This is a genomic window from Novosphingobium sp., from assembly GCF_039595395.1.
Lineage (GTDB): Bacteria > Pseudomonadota > Alphaproteobacteria > Sphingomonadales > Sphingomonadaceae > Novosphingobium.
In genome coordinates, this window is record NZ_JBCNLP010000006.1 from 1,445,061 (window position 1) to 1,462,493 (window position 17,433).

The window sequence follows — 17,433 nt, forward strand, 5'->3', positions numbered from 1 at the left end:
CTAACTACGCTGCCGGGCGATTTATTCAATCAATTTTATTTTTTAATTGCCGCTGGTGCTTATGGCCATCACGACATTATCCCTGCATCACATCACCCAGTGCCGACACAGGAGTTCCATACGCGTGCCCCCCAAGCTTCTTGACCCCAAGCTTTTCCCTTACGCCGCGTCGCTCGCCCTCGCCGTTTCAAGCGCATCGGCCATGGCGCAGAGCCTCCCGGTCGCCACTCTGCCCCAGGTCATGCCGCAGCCCATCGCCATGCGCCTCACCGCCGGGCTGCTGCCGATCGGGCCCAAGGCGACGATCGTGATGCAGCGCGACAGCGACCCCGAAATGCTCCGCTTGGTGCGCGAGGGGCTGGCTGCGATCGGCGTCACGGATATCCGCATCGCGCATCGCCGACCCTCTACCGCCAGGGAAACGCTGATCGTCCTCGGCATGGCAAGCGACACCACCGTCGCGCAGGCTCTGGCGCAGGCGGGCGGCACACCGGTCACCGATCATGAGGGCTATGCGCTGGCGAGCGCGGCCTCGGGCGGCGCGGCGCTGATCGTGCTGGCCGGCGCCGATGCGGACGGCCTCTATTACGGCGCTCAGACCTTCCGGCAGATCGCCACGCGCGGCACCATGCCCGCGCTGACCATCGCCGACCACCCGCGCATGGCGGTGCGCGGCACGATCGAGGGCTTCTATGGCGCCCCCTGGTCCAGCGCCGACCGGCTGGCGCATGTCGACTTTCTCGGCAGCCTCAAAGCCAACACCTATGTCTACAGCCCCAAGGACGATCCCTATGCCCGCGACCGCTGGCGTGATCCCTATCCGGCAGAGCGGCTGGCGGAACTGAAGACGCTCATCGAAGAGGCGCGGCGGCGCCATGTGCGCTTCACCTATGCGATCTCGCCGGGACCCTCGATCTGCTACAGCGCGCCCGCAGACGTGGCGGCGCTGCGCCGCAAGATCGATGCTTTCCATGCGCTGGGCGTGCGGTCTTTCTACATCGCCTTTGACGACATCAACTACACCAAGTGGAACTGCCCCGGCGACGAGGCCGCTTTCGGCGCGCCCGACAAGGCGGCGGCAGGGCGCGCCCAGGCCGCCCTGACCAATGACACGATGGGCTGGCTCACCGCGCGCGATCCGCAGGCTGGGCTGATGATCGTGCCGACCGAATATTACGACGCCGCCGAATCGCCCTATAAGGCGGCGCTGCGCGCGGTCGATCCGCGCGTCTTCGTGCAATGGACCGGTACCGATGTGGTGCCTCCCGCCATCGCCATCCGCGATGCCAAGGCCGCCGCCAAGGCCTTCGGACGCAAGACGCTGCTTTGGGACAATTACCCGGTCAACGATTATCCGGAATCGACCGGGCGGCTGCTGATGGCCCCCTATGCGGGGCGGGCGGGCGGCCTGTCGGACGAGTTGAACGGCATTCTGGCCAATCCGATGAATCAGGAGGCGCCCAGCCGCGTCGCGGTGACCGGCAGCGCCGCCTTCGCCTGGAACGACCGCGATTACGACCCCGAGAGCAGCCGCCTTTTCGCGGCGCGCGCTCTGGCGGGCCAAAAGGCGGAGGTGACCACGGCGCTGATGCTGCTCTTCGATCTGGAGCATCTGGCCCCCACCTTCGGCGCACAGGCATGGCAGGTGCAGGCGCCCTTGCTGAAACAGCGCCTCGACCTTGTGCGCGACACTTTGGCCAATGGCACGCCCGCCGAGCGCGGCGCGGTGCTGCGCGACCTTGCCACGCAGGCCGATCGCATCGCCGCCGCGCCCGGCATCATCCGCGCCGGGGTGAGCGATGCCGGTTTCCTTGCCCAGAGCGCGCCATGGCTCGACGCGATGGCGCTGTGGGGCCAGGCCCTTCAGGCGAGCACAGCGGGGCTGACGGCGGCCCTTGCGGCAGACCCCGCAGCCGCGCAGCATTTCGCCGATGCCGCAGCGCTGACCACCAAGGCCGAGGCGATCCACACGATATCGGGCACGACGCGGCCACAGGGCGCGATCCGGGTGGGCGATGGCGTGCTCGATCTCTTCATTCGACAGGCGCCGACTCTGGTGTTTCAGCCTCAGGCGAACACGGCGCCTGTAAGCCCACAGGGCTGATCGAGAGGGCCCGTGTCGATCCGCGATGCGGGCCCCTCACCTTGCAGGTCAGGCTTCCTTGAGCTGACCGACGGGCTCTTCGCATTCGCTCCCGAAGGTATGGGTGGTGATCTGGTTTCGCCCGCCATGCTTGCTGTGATACAATTGACTGTCAGCATGGCCGATCCACATGTCGGGGGTCAACCCCGGCTCGCAGCGCGCCGAAGCCACCCCCACGCTGACCGTGACCCGCTTGCTGATCAGCGAATGTTCGTGCGGAATGTCGAGCGCCTGGACCTGCAACAGGATTTCCTGAGCGACAAACATCGCCGCCTGAGCATCCGCGCCCGGCAGGATGCAGGCGAACTCTTCCCCGCCATAGCGCGCGGACACATCGGCGGCGCGCTTGACGGCGCGGCTCAGCGCCGAGCCGATCATGGCGATGCAGCGGTCACCCGCCGGATGGCCGTAATTGTCGTTGAACAGCTTGAAGAAATCGATGTCGAGCATGATGACCGACAGCCACTCCCCCGTGCGCGCCAGGCGGGCGGTCTCGGTGTTCAGGATCTTTTCCATGCCGCGCCGGTTCGTCAGGCCGGTCAGCGCATCGGTGACGGCCATTTCCGCCATCTTGTCGCGCAGGCGCTTGAGTTCGACATGGTTGCCGACCCGCGCGCGCAGGATGACCGGCTCCACCGGCTTGGTCACATAGTCAATGGCGCCAAGCGTCAGCCCCCGCACCTCATCGGCCGTATCGCCGAGGCCGGTGGTGAAGATCACGGGAACATCGGCCAGCAGGGCCTCGCTTTTCAACTGCTTGCAGAGCTCGAAACCGTTCATGCCCGGCATCAGCACGTCGAGCAGGATCAGATCGGGCAGGATGGTCCGCGCGGTCTCCAGCGCCTCCTCGCCCGAGGTGGCGAAGGAGATCTCGTAATCATCCTCAAGGATGGCGTTCATGATCTCGATGTTGGAGACTTCATCGTCCACGATCAAAATGGACGCGCGGCGGGTGATGCTGCCGGTCAAGCTGTTCATGATGCCTCTCTGATCTCGGGGGCGATCTCGGGGACGGGCCAGTCCTGCCCGGCATCGAGCAGCGTCAGCGCCTGATCGTAATTGAGCCTTTCCAGCGCCTTGCGCAGGGGATGGTCGGCGATGGCCTCCGGCGACAGCCCCATAGTCTGGGCCAGCGAATCGAAGCCGGACCGCGCCTTGAGACTGCGGCGCTGGATCTGGTCACGCAGCCGCGCGGCAGCAGCCGCCACCTCGGCCGGATCGGCCAGTGCCGGGCCCTTGTCATCCCGCACGACCTGCCGATCCGCTTTCAGGCTGAGCGCCGCCGCAATGGCCGGGGCGATCTTCGCCTCCAGCTCGGCGATCCTGCTGTCGATCCCGGAGAGGTCCTCCGCCGCGATCCTGCGCTCGATCTGAGCCGCGATGGCCTGAACCTCGGGCAATTCGAGCGAGCCCGACACGCCTTTCAGCGTATGGGCAAAACGCCGGGCCTCGGCATGGTCGCCGCGCGCCAGCATCGCCGTCAGGCTCTTTCCGGCATCGACGTAGCTGTCCGCGAAGGAGAGGATCAGCTTGCGCAGCAGAGCCGCCTTGCCGTTGACCCGCCCCAGCGCCGCCTCCAGTCCGAAGGGCGGAAGCTGGTCGGGCAGAATGGCGTCAATCTTCAACGCCGGCTCGCTCACGGCCGCCACAGGCGCAGCCGCCGCGCGATCCGCCTTCAGCCACCGGTCAAGCGTGCGCACCAGATTGGCTGGAGCAATCGGCTTGGCGATATGGTCGTTCATGCCCACGGCAAAGCAGCGCTGGCGCTCTTCCTCATAGGCATGGGCGGTCATGGCCAGAATTGGCAGGGCATCGGCGGACCAGCTCCGGCGGATGATGCCGGTCGCCTCGATGCCATCCATCTCGGGCATCTGCACATCCATCAGGATCGCGGCATAATCCGCGCCGCGCTGGGCCATAAGGTCGCAGGCGATCCGCCCGTTTTCCGCGACATCGAAGAGCAGCCCCGCATCGGTGAGCAGTTCCTCGGCGATTTCGCGGTTGATCTCATTGTCCTCCACCAGCAGCACGCGCAGACCGCGCAAGGCCGGGGAGACCATCGGCACGCCGCCTTGCGCCGCCTCTGCCTCGCCCTGCGGCGCGTCGAGGAACAGATTGGTGATCGTGCCCAGCAGCGCGCGGGCATCCACCGGCTTGGTGAGGAAGGCCGAGATTTCCGCCTTGCCCAGCTCCGCCATGAACTCGTCATTGCCATAGGCGGTGACGATCAGGGTGACGGGCAGTCTGGCCAGGCCGGGAATGCGCCGTATCGCCTCGATCGTGTCGATGCCGTCCATGCCCGGCATCTTCCAGTCGAGCAGCAACAGATCATAGGGCTGGCCCGAGGGCAGCGTCATCTCGATGGCACTGATCGCCTCCGGCCCCGAGGCGACAAGATCGACAGCCATGCCCCAGTCGCGGAAAATCTCTCCGGCGATCTGGCGCGCGGCGGCATTGTCATCGGCGACCAGCACCTTGAGCTTGCGCAGCGCCGGGGAAGGCTGCAGCCCGATGGCATCCATGCCCTGAGGCAGCGCCATGCCGACCGTAACGATAAAGGTGCTGCCGACGCCGGGCTCGCTCTCGACGCGGATCTGCCCGCCCATCAGCTCGACGATCTGCTTACTGATCGCCAGCCCCAGCCCGGTGCCGCCGAACTTGCGCGTGGTCGAACTGTCCGCCTGGGTGAAGGCGTTGAACAGAGAGGCCTGCTGCTCCGGCGTCAGCCCGATGCCGGTGTCGCGCACCGAGAGTTCGAAGCGCGCCTCCTTCTCGTCACTGGTCAACAGCCGGGCCGAGACCGTAACCTCGCCCGCGCTGGTGAATTTCACCGCATTGCTCAGCAGATTGAGCAGCACCTGGTTGAAGCGCAACTCGTCCCCCAGCAGTTCGGGGGGAATGGCATCCTCGACATGGCGCCGCAGGACCACGCCCTTGGCTGCGGCATTGTCGGCCACCAACTGGATCTGGTTCTCGATGGCGGCGCGCAGATCGAAGACATGGCTTTCCAGCGTGAGCTTCCCGGCCTCATTCTTCGAAAAATCGAGAATATCGTTGATCAACCGCAGCAGCGACACGCCCGCGCCATTGATCTTGGTGATGTAGTCGCGCTGTTTGGGATCAAGTTGCGTGCGCTGGAAGAGATGGCAAAAGCCGAGGATCGCATTCATCGGCGTGCGGATCTCATGGCTCATATTGGCCAGGAACATGCTCTTGGAGCGGTTGGCGTCCTCGGCCTCCTGCGTGCGCAGTTCCAGCGCCTCATTCTTCTCGACGATTTCCGCGCTCATCCTGCCGATGCGCCCGAAGCTTTCGACCACCATATTGCTCAGCCAGACCAGCACGGCCGTCTGGAAGGCGACGATGGCCGCATGCAACAGCACCCGCCCAATATCGCCCTCGCCGGGAAACACCGCAAAAGGCAGCAGATAAAGCAGAACCAGATGGTGCAGCGCCGTCGCCGTCGCCGCGACAAGGATGGCGGTGCGGTCAAACCAGGCGATGGTTAGGGCCAGCATGGCGAAGAAATACATATGCATGTCCATCTGCCAGGGATGGCCCCGCAGCAGGAAGAGCAGCAGCGCCGGTTCGCCAACCAGCGCAACGGCGGAAAGATAGCGGGTGGCGGGCGCAATGCCGCGCTGCAACCAGGTCAGGTGATAGGCTCCGGCCAGCACCGCCCCCGCCAGCATGGGCGAAACGGGCGAGCGCCCCATGAACCAGGCCACCAGCCCGAGCAAAGGCACATGCGCCCATAGCAGCGCGAGAAGAAGGCGCGCGAAATGGCGGCGCAGACTGTCAAGTTCGAGGTTCATTGGGGAGACGCTTCCGACTGGAGACCGAAACAGCCTGCGATGCGTGGGCTTGGCAGCACCAGCCATGCGCCGCCTTGCTTCGCCCTCGCGGCGAAATCGCTGCGGGATGAGCTGGCGATGGCAACATTGGCAAAGCCGCCGAGCGCCGCAAGGCCGCCATCCGCGCCGCGGATGACATCGATCATCCGGCTCTGGCCCGACCATGGCGCGCCGATCACCACATATTGACCGTTACGGCCGTCCCCGGAGAGCGAGGCGCCCAGCAGGGCCGTCAGCCCGAGGGTGAAGAGCACCGCTGCCGGCGCAAAGTCGCGCAGCGCCGGGCTCTGGCGCAACCGGGCCACGGCATCGGAGGATACCTTCATGCGATTGCCACGAGACGACGACCAAAGTGCCACCATAGCTCTTCATCCTCTTTTCGAGGAATCTTTAGCATTGAAGTCCTTGTTCTTCGTTAACGCAGCCCCTGCTGGACATGCCCTCAAGCCCAACGCGATGAAAACAACAGGATGATGCCAACTATGCCACCAGCCTCGACATGAAAGACATCAGCATGTCATCCATCACCTTTCGTGTAGCATTGGACATTTGCGTTCCTCCAAGGGCATGTCTTCGCAACCAATACAAACATAAGTAATTTATCTTATTTGTAGCGCTCCACCATACAGATCAGCCCAACAGGCGCCGCAGTCCATCCATCTCCGCGAAAAACGCCTGCCGCGCATCAGAGGCAAAGGGATTGCCGCTCTCGATCGCGGCGGTGACGCCGACCGCATCGTGGCGCACCATCGAAACGGCCTCCCACAGCAGGTCGAAGCTGCGCGTGGTGATGCGGCGCGGCGCCTCCAGAGGCAGCAGCGCCCGCGCGATCAGATGGGTGAGCCCCTGCGTGAAGGCGGCTTCGCGATCATGCTCCTCGGGCGTCGCCCAGATGATCCGCAGCCCCATCGCCCTGCGCAGAAAGGCGGCGACACGGCGCGCCTCACCGCCTCGAATGGGACAGAGCACAAGCTTGAGCCCCCGCATGCCGCCCCCCGATGCTTTGCGGCCCGAACATGGGATGAGTGGCGATCACCGACACATGCGGGGGAAGCTGCGCCACCATGATCCGCGCCGGTTCGACCTTCACCGATCCGACGTCCATCACCAGCGCACCGGGGCGCAGCAAAGGCGCGATCTGCGCGCAAAGCGCGCCCAGTGCCGCCACCGGCACGGCCAGCACCACAATGTCGCAAGCGCAAACCCGCGCCAGATCGGTCAGCGTGACACCCTCGGGCGCCTCGGCCAAAGGCGCGCTGTCCGTGGCGTAAATCTTGAGAAAATCGCGCAGATGATCCGCAATCAGCCGCCCGAAAGCGCCAAAACCGATGATGCCGAGCGAGGGGCGATCCGAGAAATCAGGCGATGCCACAAGATTGTGCTTTCATAAGAAAGCTGCCGGACCTGCCTTGCCTGAAAGTGATGCAACCGCTGGTCGAGCAGCGGTTGAAGGACGACACAGACCCACCGCTGATCAGCGGTAATAATACGTCCCGTTCAGGAGAAAGGTCTTGGCCATGGCCTGCGGTTAGATCGGGCATGGACCCTTGTCAATGCGATGCGCACCTCGCCCGGCACCCCGCGCAGGATCGCGGCCCGCACCCGTCCGGATGCAGGCCGCATCATGGAAGATCGACGCCCCACGAGAAAGCGCGATCCTCACCGATTTACCGCAAGCCCCTCCCGGAGACAGCGGCCAGATCCTTGCCCGGCAAGCCGGCGCTACGCGCACCCCCGGCCCGAGCCATCGCCTGCTCGACAAAGCCGTCAAGCTGCCGGCCACCTTCCCGCCGCGCGGTCAGGACGCAAGCGGCGCGGCGCATGCCGGTGCCGTCGGTGTCGACCGTGTCTCGGCAGACGTTCCACGCCGCCGCGCTGATGCGGTGCCGGGCAGCATTCTGGCCTTCAGGTGTGGTCAGATCGACGCCGGCCAGGTTGATCTCGACCCGTGGTGCCTGATCGGCACTGTCGTCGATGGTGTGTGCGCTCGCGCTCTGGGCTGCGGCCAGAGCGGCAGCGAAGACAAGGGCGCAGCGAAGCGTGGCACGAAGAGACGTGGTCATACTCAATCTCCTGATGTTTTGCTCCCCAGTGTCGAAGGGGCCGCATGGGGCCAGGCGAGGGCGAGCGGGGGCGGCTTCACCATCGCGGGTAAAGGGCATGCATTGGGGGAATGCGTCAGAACTGTGTGGTTCAGGGGCCGGTATGGGGCCCGTCCGGGGGGTGAAAGCCGGACGGGCCGACGGCCGGGGGGAGCGGTGGGCGATTCCGCCCGCCCCCGATCGTCACATCATCAGATCGTCATATCGTCAGTTGTCGGAACTGTCCGAAGCGGCATGGCGGGCGGCGCGGGCTTCGGCCATGGCTTCGATACGGGCCCGATTGGCCTCGGCCAGCGCCTCGCGCCGCGCCTGATAGGCTTGCGCCATGGCTTCGGCGCGCGCCTGATTGGCCTGGTTCAAAGCATCCCGGCGGATCTGATCGGCCTGAGCCATGGCCTCACGCCGGGCCTGCTCGGCGTCGCGAAGAGCCTGGTTGCGGGCCTGTTCCGCCTCGCGGCGCCCCATTTCGGCTTCACGGCGACCACGCTCGGCCTCGGCGCGACCGGCGGCGGCCTGAGCCAGCCCCTCGGCGCGGGCCCGACTGGCTTCCTCACGGATGCGGGCGATTTCGGCGCGGGACAGCGGGCCATCGCCCTCGTCACGCATGGCGCTCAGCGGCGGGGCCGGAGGTGCGGGGGGCATAGGCGGCACAGGCGGCACGGGGGGAACCGGCGGGATCACATCGGCAGTGTCATCGCTCACCACCGTGGAATGCCCGCCATTGCGCACCACCCGAACCGTGGTGTGATGTCCATCGGCCTTGACCACGCTGATCGTGGTATCGCCATTCCGATCACGATAGCGGCTTTCCACCGTGCCATCGGGGTGAACCATGCGCCAGCTCTGGCCCGGCTTGAGTTGAGGCAGATCGGCGGCGGCGGCAAAGCTGACCAGCGACCCGGCCACAGCCAGAGAGGCCACACCCGTCAGGCCGACCATCACCCCGCGTGAGCGGCGCAGCAGATCGCCCGGCGCGGCATCCAGCACCTGATGCACCCGGCGCGACAGGCCATGGCCCGCTGCCATGCCATTCGCCGGCACAGCACGCGTGGTGCCCATCCCGCCCGCACGGCCCGCAAGGCAGGTCATCAGCGTTTCGGCATAATCGGCAGGAGCGCAGCGCAGCAGGGCGCTGGCATCGGCGGCTTCCTCGCAATGCTGGACCAGCGCGCGGGTGAGCACCCAGACCAAGGGATTGAACCAGAACAGCGCCGTCGCCACCCGCGCCGCCATCAGCGCCAGCCAGTCGGTCCCGGCGATATGCGCCGCCTCATGCGCGAGGATGGCCGGGGCATCGGCGGGGCGCAGGGCGCTGGACGGGTCGATCAGGATGACGGGGCGGCTCAGCCCCCAGCTCAGCGGGGCCCGCACCCGGTCGCTGACCAGCAGAAGCGTGTTTGCCGGAGCGCCGGACGCCCTGAGTGCATGCTGCCACGCCCTATCGTCGAGCGGTCGCGCCCGGCGGGTCCAGCGGCTCAAAAGCGCCAGCCCCAGCGCCAGATGCCCCAGCAGAACGCCCACGCCCAGCCCATAGGCCAGCAGCGCCAGCGTCGAAACCGAGGGCAGTTGCAAAGGCGCCTGCGAGGGCGAGGCCACAGATTGGGCGGAACGGTCGGGCGTCGCAGAGGCCTGCACGGGCACCGCACGGGCCTGCTCGATGCGTGTCGCGGCTTTCTGCACCGGCATCATCGCGGCCAGCGCGGCGGGCATCGGCACCTGCACGCGCGGCAGCCACGGCAGCGCCAGCAGCAAGGCCAACGCCAGCTTCAGCCAACTGGCCCGGTCGAGCGGCGAGCGATGGCGCAGCAGCCACAGCCCTCCCAGCCCGAGCACGGCGCCCAGCGTCGATTGCGCGGCAAGGCCGCCAAGCAGCGCCGGGCTCACGACTGATGCTCCTGAGCGGCGGCGCGGGCGCGGGCCTGTTTCAGCGCCTCTTCCAGCGCCTCAAGTTCTTCGGCATCGGGCTGGCGCGACATGCCCAGCAAGGCGGTCGCGGCGCTGATGGCGGAGCCTTCGAAGAAGGTCTTCACGAATTGGCTGAGCGCCGAACCGCGCACCTGTTCGACAGCCTGCGTCGGGCTGTAATCATAGACGCCATCGCGTTCGACATGGCTGACCAGCCCGCGCGCTTCCAGACGGCTGAGCAGGGTGCGCACCGCCGAAGAGCCGGGCGCATCGGCCATGCGATCGCGCACGGCCGCCGCGGTGATGGGGGCATTGGCGCACAGGATCTCGAAGACCTCGCGTTCGCGCCTTGGCAGTTTGAGCGTCATGATCCTCTCCTCGAGTCTCGCTACATTTGTAGCATGCTACATTTGTAGCACATCCGCAAGCGCAATTTCACAGCGAGCAAAAGGATGGTGGCCGAGCGCTACCATCATGCCATTTTTCGCGTGTTTGTGAAAACCCATGCTGATATTGCATTGTTCAATAGCAAAATCCGCTTGGCCGCCCCCGGCAAATCACGATAGCTGTGAGTCATAACAAAACTGGGGGAATGAGATGTTCTATCGAAAGCAGGCCGCGCGCGGCTGCAGCATCCTTGCGCTTATCGTCTCCACACATGCCGCCATGGCGCAGGACACCGCGCCTGCCGCCCCGGCCCAGCCACAGGCCGCCGATATCATCGTGACCGGATCGCGCATCGCCCGCCGCGATCTGGTGGCGCCCAGCCCCATCGTCACCGCCTCCGCCGAGGCGCTGCAGGCCACCGCCCAGCCCACCGTGGATGCCGCGCTGTTGCAGATGCCCGCTTTCCAGCCGGGCTCGGGCAGCTTTTCGAACTCCAGCACCGGCGGCACGGTGGGGCAATCGACGCTCAACCTGCGCGGGCTTGGCGCCCAGCGCAATCTGGTGCTACTGGAGGGCCGCCGCCTGCAGCCCGGCAGCATCGACAGCACCATCGACATCAACACCATCCCCTCGCTCGCCATCGGCAATGTCGAGGTGATTTCGGGCGGCGCCTCGGCCACCTATGGGTCGGACGCCATGTCGGGCGTGGTCAACTTCAAGCTGCGCAAGAATTTTCGCGGGCTGGAGATGCGCGCTCAGGCCGGGATCTCCGGTCAGGGCGATGCGGGCAACCAGCAGCTTGGCGTGCTGTATGGCACCGCCTTCGCTGACGGGCGCGGATCGCTGATCATTTCGGGCGAATATGCCCATCGCTCGGTGCTGAGTTCGCAGGATCGCGATTTCTCGAAATACAGCGCCACCAGCGGCTTTATCTCGCAGGGGTACTATGTGCCTCAGGCGGGCAATTTCGCGTCGCAGGCCGCGCTCAACAGCGTCTTCGCCAAATATGGCGTGGCCGCGGGAACGGTGAGCGGCACCACCAATCTGGGCTTCAACCAGAACGGCTCGCTGTTCACCAAGACGGCCCCCGCCTACAATTATCAGGGTCCGACGACCAACCCTTACGTTTCCACCCCGACCGCCTTCGGCTACAATTCCAATTTCTACAATTTCATTCAGGTGCCACTCAAGCGCTACAACATCTTCGCGCATAGCGAGTTCGAGGTGGACGACCACACCACCCTTTATGCGCAGGGGCTCTACAACAACACCAGCGCCTCGACGCAATCCTCGCAGCCCATTCTGGCGGCGCCGTGGCAGCTCGATATTCCCGTCACCAACCCCTTCATCCCGGCGGATCTGAAGACGCTGCTCGCCTCGCGCGCCAACCCCACCGCCACCTTCACCTTCAACAAACGCGCCGATGAAGCGGGCCCGCGCGCCTTCACCACCGAGGGCCAGACCTATCAGGGCCTGCTCGGCGCCAAGGGCAAGCTGGCCGGGCTGGACGGCAGTTGGGATCTTTACGCCTCCTATGGCGAGGGGCTGAACAAGGACATCACCACCTCTGGCGCGATGAGCATGTCGGCGGCGCGCACGCTGATCAACGCGCCCGATGGCGGGGCCAGCATCTGCGCGGGCGGCTACAATCCCTTCGGCATCACCCAGCTTTCGGACAGTTGCCGCGCCTATCTGCTGCGCACCCTGGTCAACAAGACCAAGGTGACGCAGACCGCCGTGGAAGGCACGATGGAAGGCCGCCTGTTCCACCTGCCGGCGGGCAATGTGCGCTTCGCCGTGACGGCGGGCTATCGCCGCAACACCTACAAGTTCAACCCCGATGCGGCCTCCATCGGCGGCGACATCTCCAGCATCACGGCCACCCAGCCCACCACCGGCGCCATCAGCGTGGCCGAAGGCGCGGTCGAGCTGCTGGTGCCGCTGCTGGCCGACACGCCGCTGGCGCGCGAGGTCAACCTCGATCTTGGCTATCGCTATTCGCATTACAATGTTTCGGGCGGCGTCTCGGCCTACAAGGCCTCGCTCGACTGGCGGGTGGCCAGGGTGCTGCTGCTGCGTGGCGGCTATCAGCGCTCGGTGCGCGCGCCCAACATCGGCGAGCTGTTTCTAGCCCCCTCGCAGACGGTGACCAACATCGGCCTGCCGCCCTCCGCCGGTGACCCGTGCGACGCCCGCAGCGCCGCGCGCGCCGGGGCCAATGCGGCGAAGGTGCAGGCCCTGTGCATCGCCACCGGGATCAATCCGGCGCTGTACAACAGCTTCACCCAGCCCACGACCTCCATCGTGACCCAGACACAGGGCAACAGCCAGTTGACCCCCGAAAAGGCCGACACCTTCACGGCGGGGGCGGTGCTGCAATCCCCGGCCAGGGCAGGGCTTTTCCGCCGCATGAGCCTGACGGTCGATTACTACAACATCAAGATCGCGCAGGCGATTTCGCCGCTGGCGGCCAATGTCGCGCTGCAGAAATGCTTCAACAGCGATGGGTCGAACCCCACATACGATCCGTCGAATTATTTCTGCAAACTGTTCGGGCGCGACGCGACCTCGGGCCTGTTCACCACCGCCTCGCAGCCCTATCTCAATCTGGGCGGCTACAAGACCTCAGGCATCGACGCGCAATTCGACTGGCATGCCGATTTTGCCGACATGGGCCTTGGCGGCAAGGGCGGCGTGACACTCAATGTCGAGGGCAACTATCTCTCGCAGTTCGACATTCAGGTGCTGCCCGGCTCGGCCTATCAGAACTGGGCGGGCACGATCAGCTCCACGGTCAGCTATCCGCGCTTCAAGCTGCTGACCAATCTGGCGGTCGACATCGGCAAGACGCAGATCAGCGGGCGCTGGCGCCACACCTCGGCCTTTGCCGACAGCTCGCGCGTCACCAGCGCCAGCACCACCGTTCCGGGCACGCCCGCCTATGATTACTTCGACCTCTCGGCCCGCGTGAAAGTCTCGGACAAGTTCGAACTGCGCGGCAGCGTGAACAATGTGCTCGACAAGCAGCCACCCATCGTCGGCGGGGTTGCGGGCACCACCAATCTGGGTGTCTATGATGTGGTGGGCCGCGCCTTTATGGTCAGCGCCACGGCCCGCTACTGATGAGGGGGAAGCCCATGCGGCGCTGGATGATCGCCTGCAGCGTGCTGGGCCTGTGCGGAGCCATGCCCGCGCTGGCCCAGAAGGAGGCGCCGCCGCAGGCGCGTTGCAGCGCGCTGGCCTCGGGGGCCATCGCCGGTCTGGCGAAGGACGCAGCCGTGGACAGCGCGGTGGTCCATCCCGCCGCCGCGCCTCTGCCCGCCCATTGCGAGGTGATCGGCCATATCGCCCGCCGCACAGGCAGCGACGGGCAGAGCTATGAAATCCGCTATCACCTGCGCCTGCCCTTCGACTGGAACCGCCGCTTCTTCTTTCAGGGCGGCGGCGGCGGCGACGGCGTGCTGGGCGATGCGCTGGGCAACCTGCAAGGCGAGCAAAGCGAGGTCGCCCTCTCGCGCGGCTTCGCCGTGGTCTCGCAGGATTCCGGCCATGACAACAACCGCAACGACCGCCCCGAACGCGGCGGCCCCACCAGCTTTGGCTGGGATTACACCGCAAGGCGCAACTATGCCTTCGCCTCGCTGGGCCGGGTGACGGCGACAGCCAAGGCGCTGCTGGCGACGTTCTATGGCGGGCCGCCGCAATATTCCTATTTCGTCGGCTGCTCGAAGGGCGGGCAGGAGGGCATGGCCATGGCCGAGCACTTCCCCGATGATTTCGACGGCATCATGGCCAATGCGCCGGGCTTCTCCCTGCCCCGCGCCGCGCTGGCGCAAGTGTGGGACAGCAAGGCGTTCATGCGCCTTGCCAAGGACGATAGGCGCTTTGACGCCAATGGTCTGCCTTTGCTCAACGCCACCTTCTCCAACGCCGACCTCGGGCTGATCTCTGGCGCGGTGCTGAGGGCCTGCGACGCGCTGGATGGCGCGCGCGACGGCATCGTCGGCGCGGTGGGCGCGTGCACCACGCAGCGCGTCCGCCCCGAACTGGCACGTCTCACCTGCAACGGCGCCAAGAATGCCTCCTGCCTGTCAGGCGGTCAGATCCAGGCCTTCGCGCAGGTGATGGGCGGGCCGAAAAACAGTCAGGGCCATGCCATCTACACCGACTGGATGTGGGATGCCGGGATCGGCGGCGACTGGGGCGGCGGAAGCTTCACCGGCTGGCGCGCGTGGAAAATCGGCACGGCGGGCGCTGCGCTCAATGATGGCCGCAATGTGCTGCTGGGCGGCACGGCACTGCCCACCATGTTCCAGAGCCCGCCCGTCGCCGTGGCCAACACGCCCGCCGCGCTGATCACCTATGCGCAGGGTGTGAACATGGATGCCGCGCAGGCAGGCATCTATCGCACCACCTCGGACTTCCCCGTTTCGGCCTGGGATCTGATGGCGGCACGCTCGGCGGATCGCAGCGCCTTTCAGCGCCATGGCGGACGGATGATCGTGGCGCAGGGCGTGGCCGATCCGGTCTTTTCGCTCAACGACACGCTCGACTGGTGGCGCGCGCTGGACAAGGCCGACCATGGCCATGCCGCAGACTTCACCCGCATCTTCCCGGTGCCGGGCATGAACCACTGCCGGGGCGGGCCGGGCACCACCAGCTTCGATGCCTTCACCGCGCTGCAGAACTGGGTCGAAAAAGGGCAGGCGCCCCGGACCATTCTGGCCACCGCGCCCAAGGGCACGCCATGGCCGGGCCGCACCCGGCCGCTCTGCGCCTGGCCGGCCACGGCCCGCTATGACGGCCATGGCGACATTGAAAGCGCCGCCAGCTTCTCCTGCGTGGCACCCAACAGCAAAGGACCATCATCATGACCAACCGCCGTGATTTTCTCGCCACCGGAGCCTTGCTGTCGCTCGCCATGGGAGAGCAGGCCCTCGCCGCCCCCGCCCCCTCATCGGATGGCGCGCCTCGCCTCGAACTGGCGCTTGAGATCATCGCCGATATCGCTGAATCGCAAGATATGGGCGAAGGCCCGCTGGGCGGACGGCGCATCGTGCCCATCATCGGCGGCGAGTTTTCCGGCCCCGGTCTGCATGGTCACGCTCTGCACGGCAAGGTGCGCCCCGGCGGCGCCGACCGCCAGTTGATCCGCAGCGATGGCGTGAAACAACTCAGCGCCCTCTACGAGCTGGAAACCCATGATGGCGCGATCATCACCGTGCTGAACAAGGTGCTGGTCGAGAACTTTGCCGACGGCAGCCGCTATGCCTTCTCCACCCCAGAGATCACCGCGCCCAAGGGCCCCTATGACTGGCTGAACCATGCCGTTTTCGTCGGCACGCTCACCAGCCTGAAACCAGCGCGTCAGGCAGTCAAACTGCGCTTTTTCCGCGTCTTTTAAAGGCCCTGCATCGCTCTATACCGATCAGGACTGCGACACCTCATCGGTATAGAGCAGCAGGATGCCGCCATCGGCATCCCTGATCGCGCGCACCGGCATGGATTGCTCCAGCCCCTCGATGAATTGCGCGGATTCATCGGTCTGGAAGCGTCCGCCCACCCGCAGCGCCGCCACGCGCTGGTCGCCGATGACGATGGGGCGCTTGCGATAGCGGTTGAACTCCTCGACCGCCTGAGCCAGGGAATCACCGTTCAGCTCGATCACATGCTCACGCCATGCCGTCTTTTGCGAAAGACCTGCCGCGTCATAACTCGCCACCGCCACGGCATCAGGGTGGATGATCGCGAAATTGCCCGCCGGCACCTTGTGCAGCGCCGATTGTCCCTCACGCACGCCCACCACGCCATGCGAGACCGTCAGCTCGACCACCGCGCCCCGGTCGCGCACATTGAAGGCCGTGCCCAGCGCGCGCAGCATGGTGTCGCCCACCTCGACATCGAAGGGGCGCGCGGGATTATGCGCCACCTCGAAAAAGGCCTCGCCGCGCTTGAGCCTCAGCCGCCGCCGCTCCCGCGTATAGGCGACCTCGACCACCGTGTCGGAATTGAGCACCACATGCGAACCATCCGGCAGAGCGACCTCGCGGATTTCACCGACGCGCGTGGTCAGAAGCTGGCGATGCAGGAAGAACCAGCCCCCCGCCGCGCCCGCCAGCGCCAGCCCCAGAAGCCCCGCGGAGCCCAGCAACACGCCCCGCCGACTGCCGCGCGGGGCTTGCATGGCCAGATCCGCGCTGCCCACCTCGGGCTCGGCATCCAGCAGGGCGGCGGCGCGCCAGGCCTGACGGGCGCGGGCAAAGGCCACCGCATGTTCGGGCGAGGCCGCGATCCAGCGTTCGGCAGCCTGACGCTCAGCCTCCCCGCCTCCATTCTCGAGCGCGAGCAGATGGCGGATCGCCTCCTCCTCGTGCTGTCGAAGCGGCGCTGTCGGGCTGCTTTCCAACGCTGATCACCTCTTGTTCCTGCTGAGCGAGCGCCCTCATAAAGGCGGCCAGTGCAACGCCCAAGTGTTTTTCAACCGTTGAGACGGACAAGCCCATCTCATCCGCTATCTGCGCCATCGGTTTTTCATGCAGACGCCGCGCCACGAACACCCGCCGGGCCTGCGGGGGCAGAGCATCGAGCACCGGCTGCAGCTTGCGCAACTGGTCGCGCGCGCACAGATGGGCGGACAGATCATAGCTGCTCTGCAGCGCCTCGAACTCGACGATCGTGTCGAAGGCCACCACCTTCTGCCGTCTGGCGCTGTCCACCAGCAGGTTGCGCGCGATGGTGAAGAGATAGGCGCGACCATTGTCCACCTGTTGCCAGCGCGGATTGGCATAGGCGCGCGTCAACACTTCCGAGACGAGATCGTCCAGATCGTCCGCCGCGCCTTTCAATCGGCGCAGGCGCGAGCGTAAAACCGGGGTGTGAGGAAGAATCTCCCTCTCGAACCATTCCAGCTTCGCATGAAGATCCTCCATCGGCGCCCCCGCTTTTTGGTGACCGGCCAGGCTGCTCTCTCTGATATTTCATTTTTGTGCGGCGGGAGAGTAACCAGACTGCCCGCCAGCCCCTCTAAGTCAAATGCCCCCCT

General features: G+C 66.0%; 14 protein-coding genes. 4 read left to right on the forward strand and 10 right to left on the reverse strand.

The genetic code is table 11. From position 1 onward, the window contains the following. Nucleotides 1–202: 202 nt before the first annotated feature. On the forward strand, nucleotides 203–2,104 hold the full coding sequence (locus tag ABDW49_RS25965) for a beta-N-acetylglucosaminidase domain-containing protein (RefSeq protein ID WP_343616536.1): 1,902 nt from the start codon (nucleotides 203–205) through the stop codon (nucleotides 2,102–2,104). 48 nt (nucleotides 2,105–2,152) lie between these two features. On the opposite strand, the gene ABDW49_RS25970 is transcribed toward ABDW49_RS25965, so the two are convergent. The 8 genes from ABDW49_RS25970 to ABDW49_RS26005 all read right to left on the reverse strand — a co-directional run bounded on the left by ABDW49_RS25970 (nucleotide 2,153) and on the right by ABDW49_RS26005 (nucleotide 10,372). Then, nucleotides 2,153–3,121 (reverse strand): diguanylate cyclase, encoded by a 969-nt coding sequence (locus ABDW49_RS25970; protein WP_343616537.1) that lies wholly within the window; start codon nucleotides 3,119–3,121, stop codon nucleotides 2,153–2,155. After that, complete coding sequence (locus tag ABDW49_RS25975; protein WP_343616538.1) at nucleotides 3,118–5,958, reverse strand: response regulator; 2,841 nt, start codon at nucleotides 5,956–5,958, stop codon at nucleotides 3,118–3,120. The genes ABDW49_RS25970 and ABDW49_RS25975 overlap by 4 nt, the downstream gene beginning before the upstream one ends. After that, nucleotides 5,955–6,323 carry a hypothetical protein gene (locus ABDW49_RS25980; RefSeq protein ID WP_343616540.1) on the reverse strand — a complete coding sequence of 123 codons (369 nt, stop codon included), beginning with the start codon at nucleotides 6,321–6,323 and terminating at the stop codon, nucleotides 5,955–5,957. The genes ABDW49_RS25975 and ABDW49_RS25980 overlap by 4 nt, the downstream gene beginning before the upstream one ends. 304 nt (nucleotides 6,324–6,627) lie before the next feature. Next, on the reverse strand, nucleotides 6,628–6,966 hold the full coding sequence (locus ABDW49_RS25985; RefSeq protein WP_343616541.1) for a hypothetical protein: 339 nt from the start codon (nucleotides 6,964–6,966) through the stop codon (nucleotides 6,628–6,630). After that, nucleotides 6,941–7,369, reverse strand: a complete 429-nt coding sequence (locus ABDW49_RS25990) for a prephenate dehydrogenase/arogenate dehydrogenase family protein (RefSeq protein WP_343616542.1) — start codon at nucleotides 7,367–7,369, stop codon at nucleotides 6,941–6,943. Before ABDW49_RS25990 ends, ABDW49_RS25985 begins: the two co-directional genes overlap by 26 nt. Nucleotides 7,370–7,664: 295 nt before the next feature. Further along, nucleotides 7,665–8,060 (reverse strand): UrcA family protein, encoded by a 396-nt coding sequence (locus ABDW49_RS25995; RefSeq protein ID WP_343616543.1) that lies wholly within the window; start codon nucleotides 8,058–8,060, stop codon nucleotides 7,665–7,667. A 246-nt stretch (nucleotides 8,061–8,306) separates the two neighbouring features. Next, nucleotides 8,307–9,983, reverse strand: a complete 1,677-nt coding sequence (locus tag ABDW49_RS26000; protein ID WP_343616545.1) for a M56 family metallopeptidase — start codon at nucleotides 9,981–9,983, stop codon at nucleotides 8,307–8,309. Further along, on the reverse strand, nucleotides 9,980–10,372 hold the full coding sequence (locus ABDW49_RS26005) for a BlaI/MecI/CopY family transcriptional regulator (protein WP_343616547.1): 393 nt from the start codon (nucleotides 10,370–10,372) through the stop codon (nucleotides 9,980–9,982). Before ABDW49_RS26005 ends, ABDW49_RS26000 begins: the two co-directional genes overlap by 4 nt. A gap of 229 nt (nucleotides 10,373–10,601) precedes the next feature. Here ABDW49_RS26005 and ABDW49_RS26010 point away from each other — a divergent pair, with 229 nt between their 5' ends. Genes ABDW49_RS26010 through ABDW49_RS26020 form a run of 3 tightly spaced genes read left to right on the forward strand, consistent with a single transcriptional unit; the run spans nucleotide 10,602 to nucleotide 15,795 of the window. Beyond that, nucleotides 10,602–13,514, forward strand: a complete 2,913-nt coding sequence (locus ABDW49_RS26010) for a TonB-dependent receptor (RefSeq protein ID WP_343616549.1) — start codon at nucleotides 10,602–10,604, stop codon at nucleotides 13,512–13,514. A gap of 14 nt (nucleotides 13,515–13,528) precedes the next feature. Continuing rightward, entirely contained in the window at nucleotides 13,529–15,265 is a 1,737-nt protein-coding gene (locus tag ABDW49_RS26015) for a tannase/feruloyl esterase family alpha/beta hydrolase (RefSeq protein WP_343616550.1), read from the forward strand. Then, a complete protein-coding gene (locus ABDW49_RS26020) occupies nucleotides 15,262–15,795 on the forward strand; it encodes a DUF3237 domain-containing protein (RefSeq protein WP_343616552.1) in 534 nt (177 codons plus the stop codon). The genes ABDW49_RS26015 and ABDW49_RS26020 overlap by 4 nt, the downstream gene beginning before the upstream one ends. Nucleotides 15,796–15,819: 24 nt before the next feature. Here ABDW49_RS26020 and ABDW49_RS26025 read toward each other — a convergent pair whose 3' ends face one another. After that, on the reverse strand, nucleotides 15,820–16,797 hold the full coding sequence (locus ABDW49_RS26025) for a FecR domain-containing protein (RefSeq protein ID WP_343616553.1): 978 nt from the start codon (nucleotides 16,795–16,797) through the stop codon (nucleotides 15,820–15,822). Beyond that, nucleotides 16,706–17,320 carry a sigma-70 family RNA polymerase sigma factor gene (locus tag ABDW49_RS26030; protein ID WP_343616555.1) on the reverse strand — a complete coding sequence of 205 codons (615 nt, stop codon included), beginning with the start codon at nucleotides 17,318–17,320 and terminating at the stop codon, nucleotides 16,706–16,708. The genes ABDW49_RS26025 and ABDW49_RS26030 overlap by 92 nt, the downstream gene beginning before the upstream one ends. Nucleotides 17,321–17,433: the final 113 nt, after the last annotated feature.